The organism is Kribbella pittospori (assembly GCF_004331465.1).
GTDB lineage: Bacteria > Actinomycetota > Actinomycetes > Propionibacteriales > Kribbellaceae > Kribbella > Kribbella pittospori.
This window is the reverse complement of sequence record NZ_SJKB01000006.1, coordinates 347,149-363,377: the sequence shown is the minus strand read 5'-3', so window position 1 is coordinate 363,377 and position 16,229 is coordinate 347,149. Positions and strand designations below refer to the sequence as shown.

At 68.8% G+C, this 16,229-nt stretch carries 20 protein-coding genes; 13 read left to right on the top strand and 7 right to left on the bottom strand.

All coding sequences use genetic code 11. The features are described from left to right. Positions 1–3: 3 nt before the first annotated feature. The 5 genes from E0H73_RS21200 (at position 4) to E0H73_RS21180 (ending at position 3,251) form a co-directional block, all read left to right on the top strand. Entirely contained in the window at positions 4–522 is a 519-nt protein-coding gene (locus E0H73_RS21200; protein WP_131359116.1) for a 3-hydroxyanthranilate 3,4-dioxygenase, read from the top strand. Continuing rightward, complete coding sequence (locus E0H73_RS21195) at positions 522–1,532, top strand: amidohydrolase family protein (protein WP_131359113.1); 1,011 nt, start codon at positions 522–524, stop codon at positions 1,530–1,532. The genes E0H73_RS21200 and E0H73_RS21195 overlap by 1 nt, the downstream gene beginning before the upstream one ends. Further along, complete coding sequence (locus E0H73_RS21190; RefSeq protein WP_131359110.1) at positions 1,532–2,254, top strand: alpha/beta hydrolase family protein; 723 nt, start codon at positions 1,532–1,534, stop codon at positions 2,252–2,254. Before E0H73_RS21195 ends, E0H73_RS21190 begins: the two co-directional genes overlap by 1 nt. Positions 2,255–2,257: 3 nt before the next feature. Then, the gene (locus E0H73_RS21185) at positions 2,258–2,797 is read left to right on the top strand and encodes a GNAT family N-acetyltransferase (RefSeq protein ID WP_131359107.1); all 540 of its coding nucleotides are present in this window, start codon (positions 2,258–2,260) and stop codon (positions 2,795–2,797) included. Positions 2,798–2,933: 136 nt separating this feature from the next. Continuing rightward, positions 2,934–3,251 carry a GlsB/YeaQ/YmgE family stress response membrane protein gene (locus E0H73_RS21180; RefSeq protein ID WP_131359104.1) on the top strand — a complete coding sequence of 106 codons (318 nt, stop codon included), beginning with the start codon at positions 2,934–2,936 and terminating at the stop codon, positions 3,249–3,251. A gap of 2 nt (positions 3,252–3,253) precedes the next feature. Here the strand turns inward: E0H73_RS21180 and E0H73_RS21175 are convergent, their stop codons facing one another. Both E0H73_RS21175 and E0H73_RS21170 read right to left on the bottom strand, forming a co-directional pair. Then, positions 3,254–3,931, bottom strand: a complete 678-nt coding sequence (locus tag E0H73_RS21175) for an O-methyltransferase (RefSeq protein WP_131359101.1) — start codon at positions 3,929–3,931, stop codon at positions 3,254–3,256. A 154-nt stretch (positions 3,932–4,085) separates the two neighbouring features. Beyond that, positions 4,086–4,868 (bottom strand): DeoR/GlpR family DNA-binding transcription regulator, encoded by a 783-nt coding sequence (locus E0H73_RS21170; protein ID WP_112244167.1) that lies wholly within the window; start codon positions 4,866–4,868, stop codon positions 4,086–4,088. Between the two features lie 119 nt (positions 4,869–4,987). Between E0H73_RS21170 and E0H73_RS21165 the strand changes: the two genes are divergently transcribed. Continuing rightward, complete coding sequence (locus tag E0H73_RS21165) at positions 4,988–5,851, top strand: SIS domain-containing protein (RefSeq protein ID WP_238164139.1); 864 nt, start codon at positions 4,988–4,990, stop codon at positions 5,849–5,851. Here the strand turns inward: E0H73_RS21165 and E0H73_RS21160 are convergent. Then, positions 5,838–7,013, bottom strand: a complete 1,176-nt coding sequence (locus E0H73_RS21160; RefSeq protein ID WP_131359094.1) for an MFS transporter — start codon at positions 7,011–7,013, stop codon at positions 5,838–5,840. The two genes, E0H73_RS21165 and E0H73_RS21160, sit on opposite strands and share 14 nt — an antisense overlap. A gap of 71 nt (positions 7,014–7,084) precedes the next feature. On the opposite strand from E0H73_RS21160, the gene E0H73_RS21155 reads away from it, so the two are divergent. The 7 genes from E0H73_RS21155 to E0H73_RS21125 all read left to right on the top strand — a co-directional run bounded on the left by E0H73_RS21155 (position 7,085) and on the right by E0H73_RS21125 (position 12,348). After that, positions 7,085–7,645 carry a CGNR zinc finger domain-containing protein gene (locus tag E0H73_RS21155; protein WP_238164138.1) on the top strand — a complete coding sequence of 187 codons (561 nt, stop codon included), beginning with the start codon at positions 7,085–7,087 and terminating at the stop codon, positions 7,643–7,645. 35 nt (positions 7,646–7,680) lie between these two features. Further along, positions 7,681–7,902 (top strand): biotin/lipoyl-binding carrier protein, encoded by a 222-nt coding sequence (locus E0H73_RS21150; RefSeq protein WP_131359088.1) that lies wholly within the window; start codon positions 7,681–7,683, stop codon positions 7,900–7,902. Positions 7,903–8,052: 150 nt separating this feature from the next. Continuing rightward, on the top strand, positions 8,053–8,721 hold the full coding sequence (gene sigE, locus E0H73_RS21145) for an RNA polymerase sigma factor SigE (protein WP_131359086.1): 669 nt from the start codon (positions 8,053–8,055) through the stop codon (positions 8,719–8,721). Then, complete coding sequence (locus E0H73_RS21140; RefSeq protein ID WP_131359083.1) at positions 8,718–9,326, top strand: anti-sigma factor family protein; 609 nt, start codon at positions 8,718–8,720, stop codon at positions 9,324–9,326. The genes sigE and E0H73_RS21140 overlap by 4 nt, the downstream gene beginning before the upstream one ends. 3 nt (positions 9,327–9,329) lie before the next feature. Continuing rightward, entirely contained in the window at positions 9,330–10,382 is a 1,053-nt protein-coding gene (locus E0H73_RS21135) for a LolA-like protein (protein WP_131359080.1), read from the top strand. Positions 10,383–10,458: 76 nt separating this feature from the next. After that, positions 10,459–11,928 carry a S1C family serine protease gene (locus E0H73_RS21130; protein ID WP_131359078.1) on the top strand — a complete coding sequence of 490 codons (1,470 nt, stop codon included), beginning with the start codon at positions 10,459–10,461 and terminating at the stop codon, positions 11,926–11,928. 72 nt (positions 11,929–12,000) lie between these two features. After that, positions 12,001–12,348, top strand: coding sequence for a sec-independent translocase (locus E0H73_RS21125; protein ID WP_131359075.1), 348 nt, complete (start codon positions 12,001–12,003; stop codon positions 12,346–12,348). A gap of 3 nt (positions 12,349–12,351) precedes the next feature. Here the strand turns inward: E0H73_RS21125 and E0H73_RS21120 are convergent, their stop codons facing one another. The 4 genes from E0H73_RS21120 to htpX form a co-directional block, all read right to left on the bottom strand. Beyond that, positions 12,352–13,455: a GNAT family N-acetyltransferase gene (locus E0H73_RS21120; protein WP_238164137.1), complete on the bottom strand. Its 1,104-nt coding sequence runs from the start codon at positions 13,453–13,455 to the stop codon at positions 12,352–12,354. Positions 13,456–13,494: 39 nt separating this feature from the next. Then, complete coding sequence (locus tag E0H73_RS21115) at positions 13,495–14,640, bottom strand: Mrp/NBP35 family ATP-binding protein (protein ID WP_131359072.1); 1,146 nt, start codon at positions 14,638–14,640, stop codon at positions 13,495–13,497. A gap of 77 nt (positions 14,641–14,717) precedes the next feature. Beyond that, a complete protein-coding gene (gene pspAB / locus E0H73_RS21110; RefSeq protein WP_131359069.1) occupies positions 14,718–15,281 on the bottom strand; it encodes a PspA-associated protein PspAB in 564 nt (187 codons plus the stop codon). A gap of 3 nt (positions 15,282–15,284) precedes the next feature. Beyond that, complete coding sequence (gene htpX / locus E0H73_RS21105; RefSeq protein WP_131359067.1) at positions 15,285–16,184, bottom strand: zinc metalloprotease HtpX; 900 nt, start codon at positions 16,182–16,184, stop codon at positions 15,285–15,287. Positions 16,185–16,229 lie beyond the last annotated feature (45 nt).

The following is a 16,229-nucleotide window of genomic DNA, read 5'->3' as shown; positions in this document are numbered from 1 at the left end:
GGCATGGCGAATCTGGAGTCGACGAACTTCCCGCAGTGGATCGAGGAGAACAAGCACCTGCTGAAGCCGCCGGTCGGCAACAAGCAGATGTTCCCGACCGGGGACGACTTCATCACGATGGTGGTCGGCGGGCCGAACCAGCGCACCGACTTCCACGTCGACCCGTACGAGGAGTTCTTCTACCAGATCAAGGGCGAGCTCCGGGTCAACGTCGTCACCGACGACGGGCCCGCGACTGTTGCGGTGAACGCGGGAGAGATGTGGGTGCTGCCGCGGAACATGCCGCATTCGCCGCAGCGCGGGCCGGACTCGATCGGACTCGTGATCGAGCGGGTCCGGGAGCCGGGCACGTTGGAGAAGTTCCGCTGGTACTGCGCCAACTGCAACGCGATCGTGCACGAGGTCGAGCTCCAGGTGACCGACATCGTGGCCGACCTGCCACCGGTGTTCAAGGCCTTCTACGACAGCGAGGACGCGCGCACCTGCCCGGACTGCGGCACGCTGCACCCGGGTAAGGCCTGATGACTGTTGATGTCCACACGCATCTGGTGCCGAAGGGCTGGCCGGATCTCTCGGTAGCGTGCGGCGGCGACGGCTGGCCCTGGCTGCGGATCGACTCCGAGCGGGCGGCGATGATCATGGTCGGCTCGACGGAGTTCCGCCCGATCGGCCCGCAGGCGTGGGATCCCGCCGTACGCCGTACCGATATGGATGCCGACGGCATCGATCTGCAGGTGGTGTCGCCGACGCCGGTGTTCTTCGGGTACGACCGGCCTGCCGAGCAGGCGGTCAGGCTGGCCCGGATCTTCAACGACCTGACGCTGGAGACGCTCGCCGGGGACAGCCGATTCGTTCCGTTCTGCCAGGTGCCGTTGCAGGATCCGGACGCCGCTTGCGCCGAGGTCGACCGGTGCCGGGCAGCCGGTCACGCCGGTGTCGAGATCGGCAACCATGTCGGCGACAAGGACCTCGACGACGCCGGGATCGTTGCCTTCCTCAAGCACTGTGCGGAGACGGGGATGCCGGTGCTGGTGCATCCGTGGGACATGCCGGGCGGTCCACGGCTGGATCGCTGGATGGCCCGCTGGCTGACCGGGATGCCGGCGGAGACGCATCTGTCGCTGCTGGCTCTCGTCCTCGGCGGCGGCTTCGACGCGTTGCCGCCGTCGCTGCGGATCTGTTTCGCCCACGGCGGTGGGAGTTTCGCGTTCTGGCTGGGGCGGCTGGAGAACGCCTGGCACCGGCGCGGCGACATCGTGCGTGGTTGCTCCGAGCACCCACCCTCTCACTACCTGGATCGGTTCGTGGTCGACACGGTGGTGTTCGAATCAGCGCCTTTGCGGCTACTTGTCGATACCTTGGGGGAAGATCGGGTACTGGTCGGCAGTGACTATCCGTATCCACTGGGCGAGCGGCCGGTCGGGGAGGTGGTACGGAAAGCCGGTTTCCTGTCCGCGGACCAGCGGCACAAGCTGCTGTCCACGAACGCTCTGCACTTTCTCGGGAGGTCAGAGCAGCCTCGGGAGGTCTGATGAGTGAAGACCGATCGGTTCTGACCCGCGCGGCCCGTGAGCCCGACGAGGAGCTCCGGTACGGCGACCACGCGGACCAGGTGATCGACTACTGGCATGCCAAGGAGTACCGGCCGCTGGTCGTGTTCGTGCACGGTGGCTTCTGGCGGCCGGAGTACGACCGCAAACACGCCCGCCCGCTCGGCGAGGCGCTGTCCGACCTCGGCTGGCCGGTGCTGTCCCTGGAGTACCGCCGTGAGCCCGGTGACCCCGATGCGAGTACGTCGGACGTCCGTACGGCGATCGAGTCGCTGCCGGACCTGGTCGACGTCCATGCCGGCTACGTGCTGGTCGGGCACTCGGCGGGTGGACAGCTCGCGCTGTGGGCAGCCTCGACGCTGAACCCGGTCCGGCTCCGCGGTGTGGTCGCGCTGGCCCCGGTCGCCGATCTCGTGATGGCCGACCGGCTCGGCCTGGACAAGGGCGCCGTACAGGACTTCATCGGCGACGGCGTACGCAACGACCTCGACCCGGTGCACCTGCCCGCCGCGATCGCCCCGATCAGCATCATTCACGGCGCGGCCGACACCCGCGTCCCACTCACCATCACCGAGTCCTACTTCACCGCCCACCCCACCGCCCGCCTCAACCGCGTCGAAGGCGCCGACCACTACGACCTGATAGACCCCGAAAGCCCCCACTGGCACGAACTCACCACAGAACTAACCCGCCTCACCGGCTAGCTCATGCTCATCGGTGAAGAGGTAGTCCTGCGTCCGGTGCGAGAGCGCGATCTCGATGCGTTCATCACCGCCCACACCGATCTGTCGAACCGCGGCGAGTTCTTCCCGCTCGGCGTCCGGTCGGAGCCGGTACTGCGGCGCCAGTACGCCGACACCGGCTTCTGGGAGCGGGAAGAGGGCACCCTGCTGATCTGGAACTCCGACGACGTCATGGTCGGCCACATCGAGTTCTTCAAGTCCGTCAACTACTGGGACGCCTACGAGCTCTCGTACCAGCTCTACAGTTCGGAGTACGCCGGCCGCGGGTACACCACCGAGGCCGTCCGTCTTCTGGTCGAGTACCTCTTCGGGGCGAAGAAGGTGAACCGCCTCTCCCTCGTCATCGTCCCCGGCAACACCCCCAGCCGCCGCATCGCCGAGAAATGCGGCTTCCAGCTCGAAGGCACCGCCCGAGGCGCCTTCTTCAACAACGGCCATAACGTAGACGTGCTCATCTACGCCCTCCTCAGAGACGACCCCCGCCCCTGGCACAACCCCGGCTGACTCAGACCTCGCGCCGGTTTTCCTGTGTACGGACGGCTTCGATGACGTCCAACATACCCACGTCGCGTGCTCGGCGAGAGCCCTTTCGCCGGTGGCGACTGGGGGCCACAGTGGGTGTGAGAAGGGGGAGGTTGTCATGGTCGGAGCATTGCTGCTCGGGTTTGTTTGCGGCGTGATCGCCAGGGTGCTGATGCCGCGAGATGCGTTCCGTGGGATGAGCGGACCGGTGTCCTGGGCGGTGTCGCTCGGTCTGGGGCTCGCTGGTGCGGTGGTCGGCTACGTGATTTTCACGCTGGGGTTGGGCATCGGCGACACCGACATCTTCGACTGGGGCGGTCTGATCGGCGCCGTGATCGGAACCCTCGTCGTGATCGTGATCGCCGGCTACATCCTCCGGCGTCGCCAGGCCCGCCCGCCATCCGCCACCACTCCGCCCGGAGACGGCCGCGCCTGACCTCAGCTCAGGCGCTTGGCGGCGGTGAGGAGGCCTTCGGAGGTGGGGAGGAGGGCTGAGACGAGGTCGTCGTCGTCGCGGACTGCTCGGATCAGGTCGCGGAGGGCGTTGGTGTCGGGGTCGCGGTGAGCGGGGTCGGCGACTCGGCCGCCGGTGAGGATGCCGGCGAAGACGACCAGGCCGCCGGGGCGGAGCAGGCGCAGTGCCTCGTGCAGGTACGCCGTGTTCTCGCGCCGGTCCGCATCGCAGAAGACCAGGTCGTAGTGCCCGTCGGTGAGCCGGGTGACGACGTCGAGCCCGGAGCCCGCGATCAGGCGGAACCGGTTCGAAGGGACGCCGGCATCCAGGAACGTCTTGCGCGCGAGCCGCTGGTTCTCGGCGTCGATGTCGACCGTGGTGAGCGTGCCGTCCGCGCGCATCCCGCGCAGCAGTGCCAGCCCGGAGACGCCGGTGCCGGTGCCGATCTCGACCACCGCCTTGGCGCTCACGCCGGCCGCGAGCATGCTGAGCGCGGCCGCGGCCCCGGGACCGATCGCGGCGATGCCGCTGTCCTGGGCACTCGCCCGCGCACCGGTGACGACTTCGTCCTCACCGGTGTAGTCCTCGGCGTATGCCCAGGACGTCGGGTCGATGCCGGTGGCGATGATGCCCTCCCAAGGTTCTGCCGCTGCGCTACTCATGCTGAGTCAGAAGCCTAGCGGCACGAGGGCCGCATTCGGTGTCTCCCGCGCTGGGGCTGCGCACTCTTGCTCATAACTTTGCCACTTGAGTCAGATATGATCGTCCCCAGCAGACATCAGCCACCCAGGAGGGAGGTACGGCGCGATGCAGGTCCTACGAGCGGATGACGTCGATGCCGGCTTCCTTGAACACGGCCAGCTGGCTCTCGTCGGCCTGGGCGTCGGTGACGAGGGTGTCGATCTCGCTCAGCTCGCAGATCCGCGCGAACGCGCGCTGACCGAGCTTGGAGGAGTCGGCGACCACGACGACCTTGGCGGCCCGGCTGACGATCAGCTGGTTGATGTTCGCCTCGCCCTCGTGGTGGGCGGTGGCGCCGGTCTCGTCGATCCCGTCGACGCCGATGAAGGCGATGTCCAGGGACAGGTCGGCCAGGATCCGGTGCGACAGCGGCCCGATCATCTCGTACGACTGCGGCCGGGCCACGCCACCGGTCAGCACCATCTTCACGTGCGGCCGGACGATCAGCTCGTTGGCGATGTTCAGCGCGTTGGTGACGAGGGTGAACGCGGGCTCGCCGTGCTCGGCGGACAGCTCCGGCCGGGTCGCCAGCGTGCGGGCGACCTCGGAGATCGTGGTGCCGCCGTTCATCCCGATCACCATGCCGCGGCGGACCAAAGTGGCCGCGGCTTGCGCGATCCGCTGCTTCTCGGACGCGAAACGCGCAGTCTTGTAGCGCAGCGGGAGGTCGTACGACACCGCGTTGGCCACCGCGCCACCGCGGGTCCGGGTGAGGAGCTGCTGCTTGCCGAGGTGGTCCAAATCGCGCCGGATCGTGGCTGCCGAGACGTGCAACTGCTCGGCGAGCTCGTCGACGTCGATGGCGCCCTTCTCGGCGAGCGACTCGAGCAAGGTGTTGAGGCGTTCATAACGCTTCACCCGGGGCTCCTCCTTCACACAATCGGTCAGCCGGGTGGCGGCTGGTTGGCACCATTCGATCACGTTCGAGCAGTTTCGACCATGACAAGTGCGGAGACGACATGACCCAGACGCCATTTGTGAGCACTGAGATCGCCACTCAACCTGACCTCTGGCGTCAGGTTTCGACCGGTTTCGCGCAGTACGGCGGCGCGTTGCCGAAGGCCGGTCAGCGGGTCGCCGCGGTCGGCTGCGGGACGTCCTGGTTCATGGCCATGGCGTACGCCGCCCTGCGCGAGGACCTCGGCCAGGGCGAGACCGACGCGTTCGCCGGATCGGAGTTCCCGGCCGGCCGGACGTACGACGCCGTGGTCGTGATCAGCCGGTCCGGTACGACGACCGAGGTGCTCGACCTGATCCGGGCGACGGACCTCCCCACGATCGCGATCACCGCCACTCCGGACTCGCCGATCGTCGAGCTGGCCGATCACACCATCATGCTGGACTTCGCCGACGAGCAGTCCGTTGTCCAGACCCGCTTCGCGACCACCACACTGGCGCTGCTGCGGGCGTCGCTGGGCCAGGACCTCGAGCAGGCGGCGGCGGACGCAGAGACGGCGCTGACCGTCAACGTGGACGAGCTGGCCAAGCTGGAGCAGCTCACGTACGTCGGCACGCGGTGGACCGTCGGGCTAGCACACGAGGCGGCGTTGAAGCAGCGTGAGGCCGCGTCCGCGTGGACCGAGGCGTACCCCGCGATGGACTACCGGCACGGTCCGATCGCGATCGCGCAGCCGGGGCGCGGCGTCTGGATCTTCGGTGACTCGCCGGCCGGTCTGCTCGACGACGTCACCGCCACCGGTGCGACCGTCGTACACCACGCGGACCTGGACCCGATGGCGTCGCTGGTTGTGGCGCAGCGCGTCGCGGTCGCCAAGGCACTGGCTCTGGGCCTCAACCCGGACCAGCCGCGCAGCCTGACCCGTTCCGTCATCCTCGACTGAGCACAGACTCCCTGGTCTGGACGCCTGCCACGCGACCGAGCACCGCGGCGGCGACCAGTCCGATGGCTACAACAAGCAGGGCCTTGTGCGTGCCGATGATCGGTACCAGCAGGCCACCCGCAGCCTGTCCGAGCGCGGCAGTGCCCACGCGCAGGCTGGCTGCGGTCGTGCTGACCCGGCCCTGCAGCGACTCCGGGCTGTACTGCTGCCGCGCCGCGAACATGGCCGGCATGGTCGGCCCCTGCAGCAGGCCGGCGACAGCCGCCAGCAGCAGGAGTACGGCGAAGGACCCAACCAGCGGCCACGTCAGCATGGCCAGCCCGTACGCCGCAACGGACACCATCACGACGTACTCCGGACGCCAGCGGGTCTGAAGTCGTCCGAGTAGCAGAGCCGTGGTGACGCTGCCGACCTCCAGCGCAGTCCACAGATAGCCTGCAGCGGACGTCGGCATGCCCAGCGACTCCATGTGCAGCGGCAGTGTGATCAGCAGGATGCCCATCGCCCCGAGAAGCAACGTGGTGGTGACTGTGGACGCCCGCAGCCGCGGTGTGCGTGCCAGATGCGCCAATCCGCCAATGACCGAAGCCATGAACGGTTCGCCATCGGTCACTGCGCGGGGGAGTGCGGGCAGCCGCGTGATCGCGACGATGCTCAGCGTCGCAGCCAGCGCGATGACCAGTACGGCGGTCTCCACGGAGAACATCGCCGAGATGGTCGCTGCGGTCGCCGGGCCGGCGATCGTGGCCGCTCCGAAGCTCGCTGCCTCCAACGAGTTGGCGCGAGCCAACCGATCCTGCGGGACAAGGCTCGGCAGCATGCTCGTGAACCCACCACTCACCATCGGCAGAGTCGCCCCGGCGACAGCCGCCAGCACCGGCGTGAGCCAATGCGCGCTGTGGCCGACCACCCCGAGCAGGCTCAGCATGACCACACCGAGCACGGCCTGGTTGAGCGCCAGCGCGGAGCGACGGTACGGCGTTCGGTCGAGCCAGGCACCGAGCAGCGGGCCGGTGACAACGGCCGGCAAGGCGTACGCAGCCCCGGTGAGACCTGCGAGCGCAGGACTGTCCGTGCGCTCCAGCACGAGCAGCACCAGCGTGAAGGCGACCATCTCGTCAGCGAGCCGGGCGAGGGTCGCGGCGAGGTAGTAGCTGGGCACGCCGACCTCCTGTAACGCTATATCTGTAGTTACGCGTTACGCTAGCAAATACGTTACGGGAAGGAGAAGTGGTGGAGATTCAGACGCCGGACCGGCTGATCCGGCTCGCGGTCGATCTGGTCAACACGCGCACCCGCGACCCGGAGCAGCTCAATGAGCCCGACGATGTCCGCGGCTTCCTGCTCGAGCACGGCGAGTCGGACCCGATCACGCTCGATGGCGGCGATCTTCAGGCGGTCCGGACTGTCCGCGAGCGGATCCGGCCGGTGTTCCACGCCGACCCGGCCGAAGCGGCCCGAGTCCTCAACGAGCTGCTCGCGGAGTACGCCGTACGCCCGTATCTGTCCGACCATGACGGGTCGCCGTGGCACCTGCATGTGGCCAAGCCGGAGGCGACGTGGGCCGAGTGGCTCGCCGCTTCGACGGCTCTGGGGTTGGCCGGCTTCGCGGCCGGGCATGGCTTTGCCGCGATCGACTCGTGTGCGGCCCCGGACTGTGAGCGCGTCTTCGTGAACCCCGCCGAGCGCCGACCGCGCCGGTTCTGCTCCCCGACCTGCTCCAGCCGCACCCGCGTCGCGTCGTACCGGGCCCGCAAGGCCGGAGCCGAGGAAGCCCAGAAGCCTGCGCACTAGGATCGAGGCAGGGATCCGGACCGGAGGAGTGCGAGTTGAGTCATACCGTGGTGGCGGAGCTGGTGGCCAATGTGCTGAAAGTCACCGCCCGGGCCGGGGACACGGTGGGGCCGGAGGACACCCTCGTCATCCTGGAGTCGATGAAGATGGAGATCCCGGTGCTGGCCGAGGTGGCCGGGACCATCGTCGAGCTGAAGGTCGCCGAGGGCGAAGTCGTCCGCGACGGGGACCCGATCGCTGTGATCGAGGAGAACTGATTCAACCGAAATGGCCGCTGATACGTCTTCTGTGGTGAGGGCAACGGCCGGGAACTTCCGGCCGGGGCACCGCGTTGAGCCGTCGTACGAGCAACTCAGGGTCCGACCCGGGTCTTCCCCACGTGCGCAGAGGACGGTGAACGCGGCACCATGGCCTTCACGCTTATTGCCGAACCGACCCTGGGAGGCGTTGCGGTGAAGCCGGCTGACACCTCGGTGGTGCCTGTCCCGGAGGCGGTTCCGGACGTCCTGCCGTCGTGGGACGAGATCGTCCGCGCGCATTCGGCCCGGGTCTACCGGCTCGCGTACCGGCTGACCGGCAACAAGCACGACGCCGAGGACCTGACCCAGGAGGTCTTCGTCCGGGTGTTCCGCTCGCTGTCGTCGTACACGCCGGGCACCTTCGAGGGCTGGCTGTACCGGATCACCACGAACCTGTTCCTGGACGGCGCCCGCCGCAAGCAGCGGATCCGCTTCGACGGCCTGCCGGAGGACGCGCACGACCGGCTCCCGGCCAAGGGCGAGGGCCCGGCCGAGAAGCTCGACTCGGACCTGTTCGACCACGACGTGCAGGACGCACTGGACGCGCTGCCGGAGGACTTCCGCGCCGCCGTGGTGCTGTGCGACATCGAGGGCATGACGTACGACGAGATCGCCGACGTCCTGGATGTGAAGCTCGGGACGGTCCGCAGCCGGATCCACCGCGGCCGTTCGATGCTGCGGAAGCACTTGGAGCACCGCGCCCCGCGTTCCGGTCAGTCCCGGATCGGTGGTCCGCCCGCAGACGGACCGTTCAGCACCGGAGGTGAGCACCGGTGACGCTGCAGCACCCGATGGACAAGCTGAGTGCCGTCGTCGACGGTGAACTCGACCACGACTCCCGCGACAAGGTGCTGAGCCACCTGGTCGGCTGTGACACCTGCCGTGCCGAGGTGGACGCCCAGCGCCGGCTCAAGGCCCGGATGGCGGCCCAGGAACTGCCGGAGCCGTCCACCGATCTGATGCAGCGACTGATGGGCGTCTCGTCGTTCTCGATGGAGCCGCGTGAGGAGGTCCGCCCGGTCCTCACACCGGCGGTGTCGCTGTTCCCGCAGCGGTCCGCGTTTCCGGCCGGTCGCGGAGGCTCCACCGGCCCGGCGCCACGGACCACGCGCTCCCGGCGGCGTACCGGCGTACTGACTGCTGCAAGCTCTGCCGCCGCAGTGGCTTCACTACTCGGTACGGCGTTCGTCGTCGGAGACCCGGCCCGGTCGGAGCAGCCGCCCGCGCTGCAGCCGCCGGTCGCGAGCTTCTCGTCCGACCACGCCAGCACGACGAGCGGAGCGCCGTTCGCGGACCCGGTCGCGCTGCTGAACTCCTACAACGGGGCTGGGTACGCGGGGCTGAGCCCGACGCTGCAGCCGGTGGCCCTGGCAGGACGCTGACCTGTGAGCCTCTCCCGGCTCGCCGTACTGGTCAGCACCGCACTGATCGGCTTCGGCCTGCCCATGCCCGCTGCTGCGGTGACTGTCGCGTCCCGTGAGGACTCACCGACGGCCGTCAGCTGGCTCGCCCGTGCCGCCGCGGCGCCGAACCGGGTCTCGTTCCACGGCACGCAGATCATCACCTCCTGGGGACCGCAGGGCGCCAGCTCCGCGATGCTCGACATCGTGCACGCGGCCTCGCAGGGCTCCGAGATCACTGTGGTCGGCTCCGAGGCGTCTCCTGGCGCCAAGGCCTTCGTCCAACGCACCACGAATGCCGGTGCGGTCGACGGTGGACCGCTGGCCTTGCTGCAGGCGACGTACGCGCTCGTCTACAAGTGCTGCACGGACACGATCGGCCGGGCCGCCGTCCTGGTCGAGGCGCTGCGTGACGACGAGACGCTCGCCGCGCGGTTCTGGATCGACAAGGCGACCGGACTGCTGCTGCAGCGCCAACTGTTCAGCGTGGACGGCAAGACGATGGTCCGGGCGACGGTGTTCACCGAGTTGGAGATCGAGGACTCGGAGTTCCTCGGGCACCTGCCGCCGATGGCGCCCAGCGGAGTCGAGTCGATGGGCCTCGGCACGGTGGACAACCTGCGCTCCGAGGGCTGGGTCTGCGCGCCCGAGCTGCCCGCCTCGCTCAAGCTGTACGACGTCCACCAGGACATCAGCAACGGGTCACTGCAATTCTCGTACTCCGACGGGCTCTTCAACCTCTCGCTCTTCGAGCAACGCGGTGCACTCGACCCGGCAGCTGTGGCCGGCTTCGGTACCACTGACACCCCCGGCGTCTACCAGCGCTACGGGATGCCGTCGTACGTCGTCTGGTCGTCCGGCGGGATCGTCTACACGCTGATCGGCGACCTGCCGCCGGACATGCTCGGCCAGGTGGTCCGGGCGTTCCCGCACGACGTCCCGGTGAAGCTGACCGCGATCCAGCGGATGGGTGCCGGGCTGGCGAAAATTGCTACCTGGCTCACTCCGATGGGTGCGCTTTCGCCGAAACTGGGATAATCGAATCTGGAAGGCTCTTCCGGCAACTCCGGGAGAGGGCCTCCGACCGACGACCACGACACGTGAGGCGGCCACCGTGACCAGCGACGACGCCGAACCGACAGTTCCGACTCCCCGCGATCCAGCGGCGCCGGAACCCACCCGGATCATCCCGACGGGGGCGCCTGCTGCGGCAGAGCCGACCGCCGATGGTCCGCCGTTGTCGGCGCTGGTGCCGCCGGCGACCGGGTCGGGCAGCATGCCGTTGCCGCCTCCCGGGAGCGATGCGTCGTACCGGCAGAACGGTGGTCGTTCGGTGACACAACGCAGCTTCGGGCGGCCCGCCTCCGAGGAGCCCAACTTCCGTCCGGTGTACCAAGGGCAGGCCTGGCCGACCCAGCGTCCGGGGTACCAGCCGACGTACACGCCGCCGCCGCCGATCGACTGGCACCAGCAGCAGGCCCGTGCGTACACGCCGGCGCCGCCGCCCAAGACCAACCGCGTCGTCGCGATCGCCGCGGCCGTCGCCCTGGTCATCGGCGTGATCGCCGGTGCCGGCGCCGCGGTGACCGTCGTCTCTCTGGATGGCAACACCTCTCCGGTCGCCGAGCAGCCAACCCCGCCGGTCGGCACGGGTGCGGACCCGAAGATCCGCGCCGGCTCGGTTTCCGCCGTCGCCTCGACGCTGCTGCCGAGTGTTGTGCAGTTGCGGGTCGAGGGCGCGGACGACTCGAACGCGACCGGCTCCGGCTTCGTGATCGACAACGTCGGCCACATCCTGACCAACAACCACGTCGTCGCCGCCGCGGCCAAGGGCGGCTCGATCCAAGTCGTCGCCGAGGGCGGGAAACCTGCGACCGCACGGCTGGTCGGCCGCTCCCCGGCGTACGACCTCGCCATCGTCCAGGTGGCCGGCCTGAAGGCGCCGTCGGTGCAGTTCGGCCGCTCGGATCTGGCCATCGTCGGCCAGGACGTGGTCGCGATCGGCTCGCCGCTCGGGCTGGCCGGCACGGTTACCTCAGGCATCATCTCGGCCAAGAACCGCCCGGTGACCACCTCTGGCGAGGCCGCCGACCCGGAGTCGTACATCAACGCGCTGCAGACCGACGCGGCGATCAACCCGGGCAACTCGGGTGGGCCGCTGGTCGACATGAACGCGAAGGTGATCGGCGTGAACTCCGCGATCGCCACCGTCCGCGGCTCGCAGGAGGGTCAGAGCGGCAACATCGGGCTCGGGTTCGCGATCCCGATCGATCAGGCCCGGCGAACCGCGCAGCAGTTGATCGCCAACGGCCAGGCGTCGTACCCGGTGATCGGTGCGCAGGTGGACATGCAGTTCGAGGGTGGCGCACGGGTGAGCATGGTCAATCCGGGGTCGCCGGCCGCGCGAGCCGGCTTACGGGTCGGTGACGTGATCACCTCGATCAACAACCAGGTCGTGGACACCGCCGAAGCACTGATTGTCGCGATTCGCACCCACCAGCCCGGTGAGAGCGTGAAGCTGGCGTACGAGCGCAGCGGGCGGGAGCGGCAGGCGACCGTCGCGTTGGCCGGCCAGATCGGCTGACCCGGCAGGCGGTATCACCGGACGGCGGCTACCCTGGACGCCGTCGGAAACGACGTACAGAGAGGTGGGGACATGTTCGGCATCGGGCCACTCGAGCTGGTGGTGATTGCGATCGTCGCCGTGCTCGTCTTCGGTCCGGATCGGCTGCCGGAGTTCGCCCGCACCGCGGGCCGGTTGCTGCGTCAGGTCCGCCAGATGGTCAGCAACGCCCAGAACGATCTGCGCAACGAGCTCGGCCCGGAGTTCGCCGACCTCGAGCTGCAGGATCTGAACCCCAAGAACTTCGTCCGCAAGCACCTGCTCGAAGGCTCCGACGACTTCGACGACGAGAAGCCGACCAGCACTCCGGACTTCATGGACTCCACGCCAGACCGCCTGCCGGCCGGCCAGAAGGCACCCTTCGACCCCGAGTCGACCTGACCTTCAGTGTGGCGAAGGGTCCGCAGCCAGCCGGTCGTAGGTGACCCGCCCGTCCAAACCGGTGGCCAGCGGGAACGCGTCGCGTTCGGTCCCGGCCAGGTGGAAGCCTGACTTCTCTGCCACTCTGCGAGCGGCCTGGTTGCTGGCCGCAGTTCGGATCACGAGCTTGCGGCCACCCAGCCCGCCCTCCTCCTCAGTGGCGAAGTACCAGCGCGCCATCCGCTCGATGGCCTCTGTCATAACCCCGCGGCCCTGGGCGTCGCGATGGGTCCAGTACCCGATCTCACCGTCTCCGACCGCGTCACGGTAGATGTTGAACAGGGTGAGATTGCCCAGGCCGACGTCGGTGCCGGCGTCGGCGATGCACCAGTTGTAGCGGATGCCCGCGGCGGCTTGTTCGGCCAGGCTCCGGAGCCAGAGCCGGGCATCGTCCGCGGTGAAGGGCTGGGGGATGAAGGGCAGGAAGTGTGCTGTGGCCGCGTTCGTCCGGGCCGCGGTGATACGGGCGATCTCGTCGTCGCGCCACGTCCGCAGGCGCAGCCGTGGCGTCTCCAGCACCGGATGGTCGAACCACGGCCGGCGCGGCGAGCGGGGATCGTCTCTGCCGATCCAGCCGGTCCAGGCGTCGATCGGACGGCCGTTCTGCCTGACCAGGCCGGGGATGGCTTCGCCCAGCCGGAACCCGGTCGCCCACGCGACCCGGCGCGACGGCCAGTTGCCGACCCGCGCCCACCAGTGGACCACGCGGAACTCACAGGTGCTGAACCCGAACTCCAGCAACAGGCGTACGGCGCGACTCGCCACCCCGGAGCCACGCGCCCACTCCGACAATCCGTAGTGCAGTCGCGCGTTGCCGTCCGAATCAGGCTTCAGTGCGGCGGTACCGGCGTACCGGCCCTGGTGTTCGACAACGAACACGAGGCGCTCGCCGGCGGCCCACGCGTCAGTCATCCCGAAACTGATCCACCGCCGCGCGTCCTCCTCGTCGAAGCCACGGGCAGGATCCTCGCGCTGACGGTCGGCCTGACCGCGGACGTCGTCCGGTCGCGGTCCGCGGAGGATCACCACGCCGTCGGTCAGGACCGGATGTTCAGAAGGAATCGGCACCCGGCCTAGTCAACAACGCGGACGGGTCCTGCGCGACCGTCAGCGGCCCGCGGGGGAGAGGCCGAGCTGGCGGCCGGCCAGGCCTCGGGGGCGGCCGCCCAGGGTGGCCGCGATCTGCGTCAGGACCTGCGCTGCGGGAGTTTCCGGGTCGGTGATGGCCAGGGGCTTGCCCAGGTCGCCGCCGCTGCGCAGACGCTCGTCCAGCGGGATCTCGCCGAGGAGCGGGATCTTGTAGCCGAGGCGTGCGGACAGGGTCTCCGCGACCCGCGTACCGCCGCCGGTGCCGAAGATCTCGATCCGGTGCTCGGGGCCGCAGTGCGGGCAGGGCAGGAAGGACATGTTCTCGACCACGCCGGCGACGCGCTGGTGCACCATCTGCGCCATCGTGCCGGCCCGCTCGGCCACCTCGGCGGCGGCCTCCTGCGGGGTCGTCACCACGATGACCTCGGCGCTGGTCAGCCGCTGGCCGACCGAGATCGCGATGTCACCGGTGCCGGGCGGCAGGTCGAGCAGGAGTACGTCGAGGTCGCCCCAGTACACGTCGGCCAGCATCTGCACCAGCGCGCGGTCCAGGATCGGGCCGCGCCAGGCGACCACCTGGTCGCGCTTCGGCTTCAGCATGCCGATCGAGATCACCTTCACGCCGTGCGCGGGCACCGGCATGATCATGTCGTCCACGGCGGTCGGCCGCTCGTCCGCGACACCGAACATCGCCGGCACCGAGTGCCCGTAGATGTCCGCGTCGAGTACGCCGACCTGCAGCCCCTGTCGCGCCATCGCGGCCGCGAGGTTGACCGTCACCGAGGACTTGCCCACGCCGCCCTTGCCGGACGCGATCGCGAACACCTTGGTCAGCGAGTCCGGCCGGGAGAACGGGATCTCCTTCTCGGCCACGCCACCGCGCAGCTGGGTCTGCAGAGCAGCCCGCTGCTCGGCCGACATCACGCCCAGGTCGATCTCGACCCCGGTGACGCCGTCGAGTTTGCTGACCGCGGCGGTCGTGTCGCGGCGCAGGGTGTCCTTCATCGGACAGCCTGCGACGGTCAGCAGAATCCGGACCGCGACGACACCGTCGTCGCGGACGACGACCGACTCGACCATGCCCAGGTCCGTGATCGGCTTTTTGATCTCCGGATCCAGTACACCGCCGAGCGCCGTGGTCACCTGATCAGCAGTGGGAGCCATACCCCCAGGCTACGTGCTCCCCCGAACCACCCCGACCACAGTCCATGTGACGTAGGTCCGGCAAGGCAACCCTTACCTCACAGTCCCGGGGCGCCGTAGATGGGGAACCAGCGGGAGAGGTCTTGTTCGAAGCGGAGGTCGGTGCCGATGACCGACTTGATCTGGAGTTCGGTGGCGTTGTCGCGGCGGTCCTGGCCGGCGGGGACGAACGGGTACCAGGAACCGCGCTTGTAGAGGTAGACCAGCCCTAGCGACTTGCTGCCGTTGGTGAAGGCGACCAGCGTGCACAGCAGCGCCGATCCGAAGCCGGCGTCGACCAGCGACGTGTTCACCGCGTGCAGATCGGTGACCAGGCCTTCAATGTCGTCCGGAGTGGTCTGCCGGACCAGCCAGGTGAAGCCGTACGAATCCGTGTGGCTGGTGAACTTCCCGTTGTCGAGCGCAAGCAGGTTGTCCACCTCCTCGCGCAGCGTCGAGAAGCCACCGCCCTCGGCCGCCTTGAAGCAGACCGAACCACTCCCGGTCGGCCGGTAACCAGCTGCCGTATCGAGCGTGATCGCGGCCGACGGAAGCGCGAACAGCTGGTCGAGGTTCGGCGGGACGGCTTTGCTCCGGCCGAGCAGGATGTCGAGAAGGCCCATGACCTAAGCTTGCTCGCCCAGCTCGCGCGACAGCACACCGAGGCGGTCGAGGCGTGTCTCCAGCGGCGGGTGCGTGGAGAGCAGCGAGGACAGGCTCTTGCCCTGGCCCGAGATCGCCGGGGCGAAGAAGAACGCGTTGAACGCCTCCGCCTGGCGCAGGTCGCGCGACGGTATCCGGGCGATGTCCCCACTGATCTTGGTCAGCGCCGAGGCCAGCGCCGATGGTCTGCCGGTCAGCATGGCGCCGGCCCGGTCGGCCGCGAGCTCGCGGTAGCGCGACAGCGCCCGCGTCAGCAGGAACGAGATGGCGTAGACGACGACGGATACCAGGATCACGGTCAGCACGATCACCGCCGCGTTCTGGTCGCGGTTCCGGCTCAGTCCGCCGTACAGGCCGAAGCGGGTGATGAGGCCGGCGAGTACGCCGAGGAACGACGCGATGGTCATCACCGCGACGTCGCGGTGGGCGACGTGGGACAGCTCGTGCGACAGGACGCCCTCGAGCTCGTCCGCGTCCAGCCGGCGCATCATCCCGGTGGTCACGCAGACGACCGCGTTCTTCGGGTTGCGCCCGGTGGCGAAGGCGTTCGGCAGGTCGACGTCGGCGACGGCGACCCGCGGCTTCGGCATGTCGGCCAGGGCGCACAGCCGGTCGATCGCGCCGTGCAATTGCGGCGCCTCCTTCGGGTTGACGATCCGCCCGCGCATCGCGTACAACGCGATCCGGTCCGAGAACCAGTACTGCACGAACAACGCCCCGGCCGCGATCACGACGGCCAGTACGGCGCTCCCGGTCAGCGCGATCAGCAGCGCGACGAACGCGACGTACAGCAGACCGAGCAGGAAACTGGTCATCACCATCCGGCGGCTGAGGCCGCGATCAGGCGCGAATCGAGTCTTCATTCCACGTCCTTCCTCACCTGATAGCGAGAGTATCTCGGCTCCAAA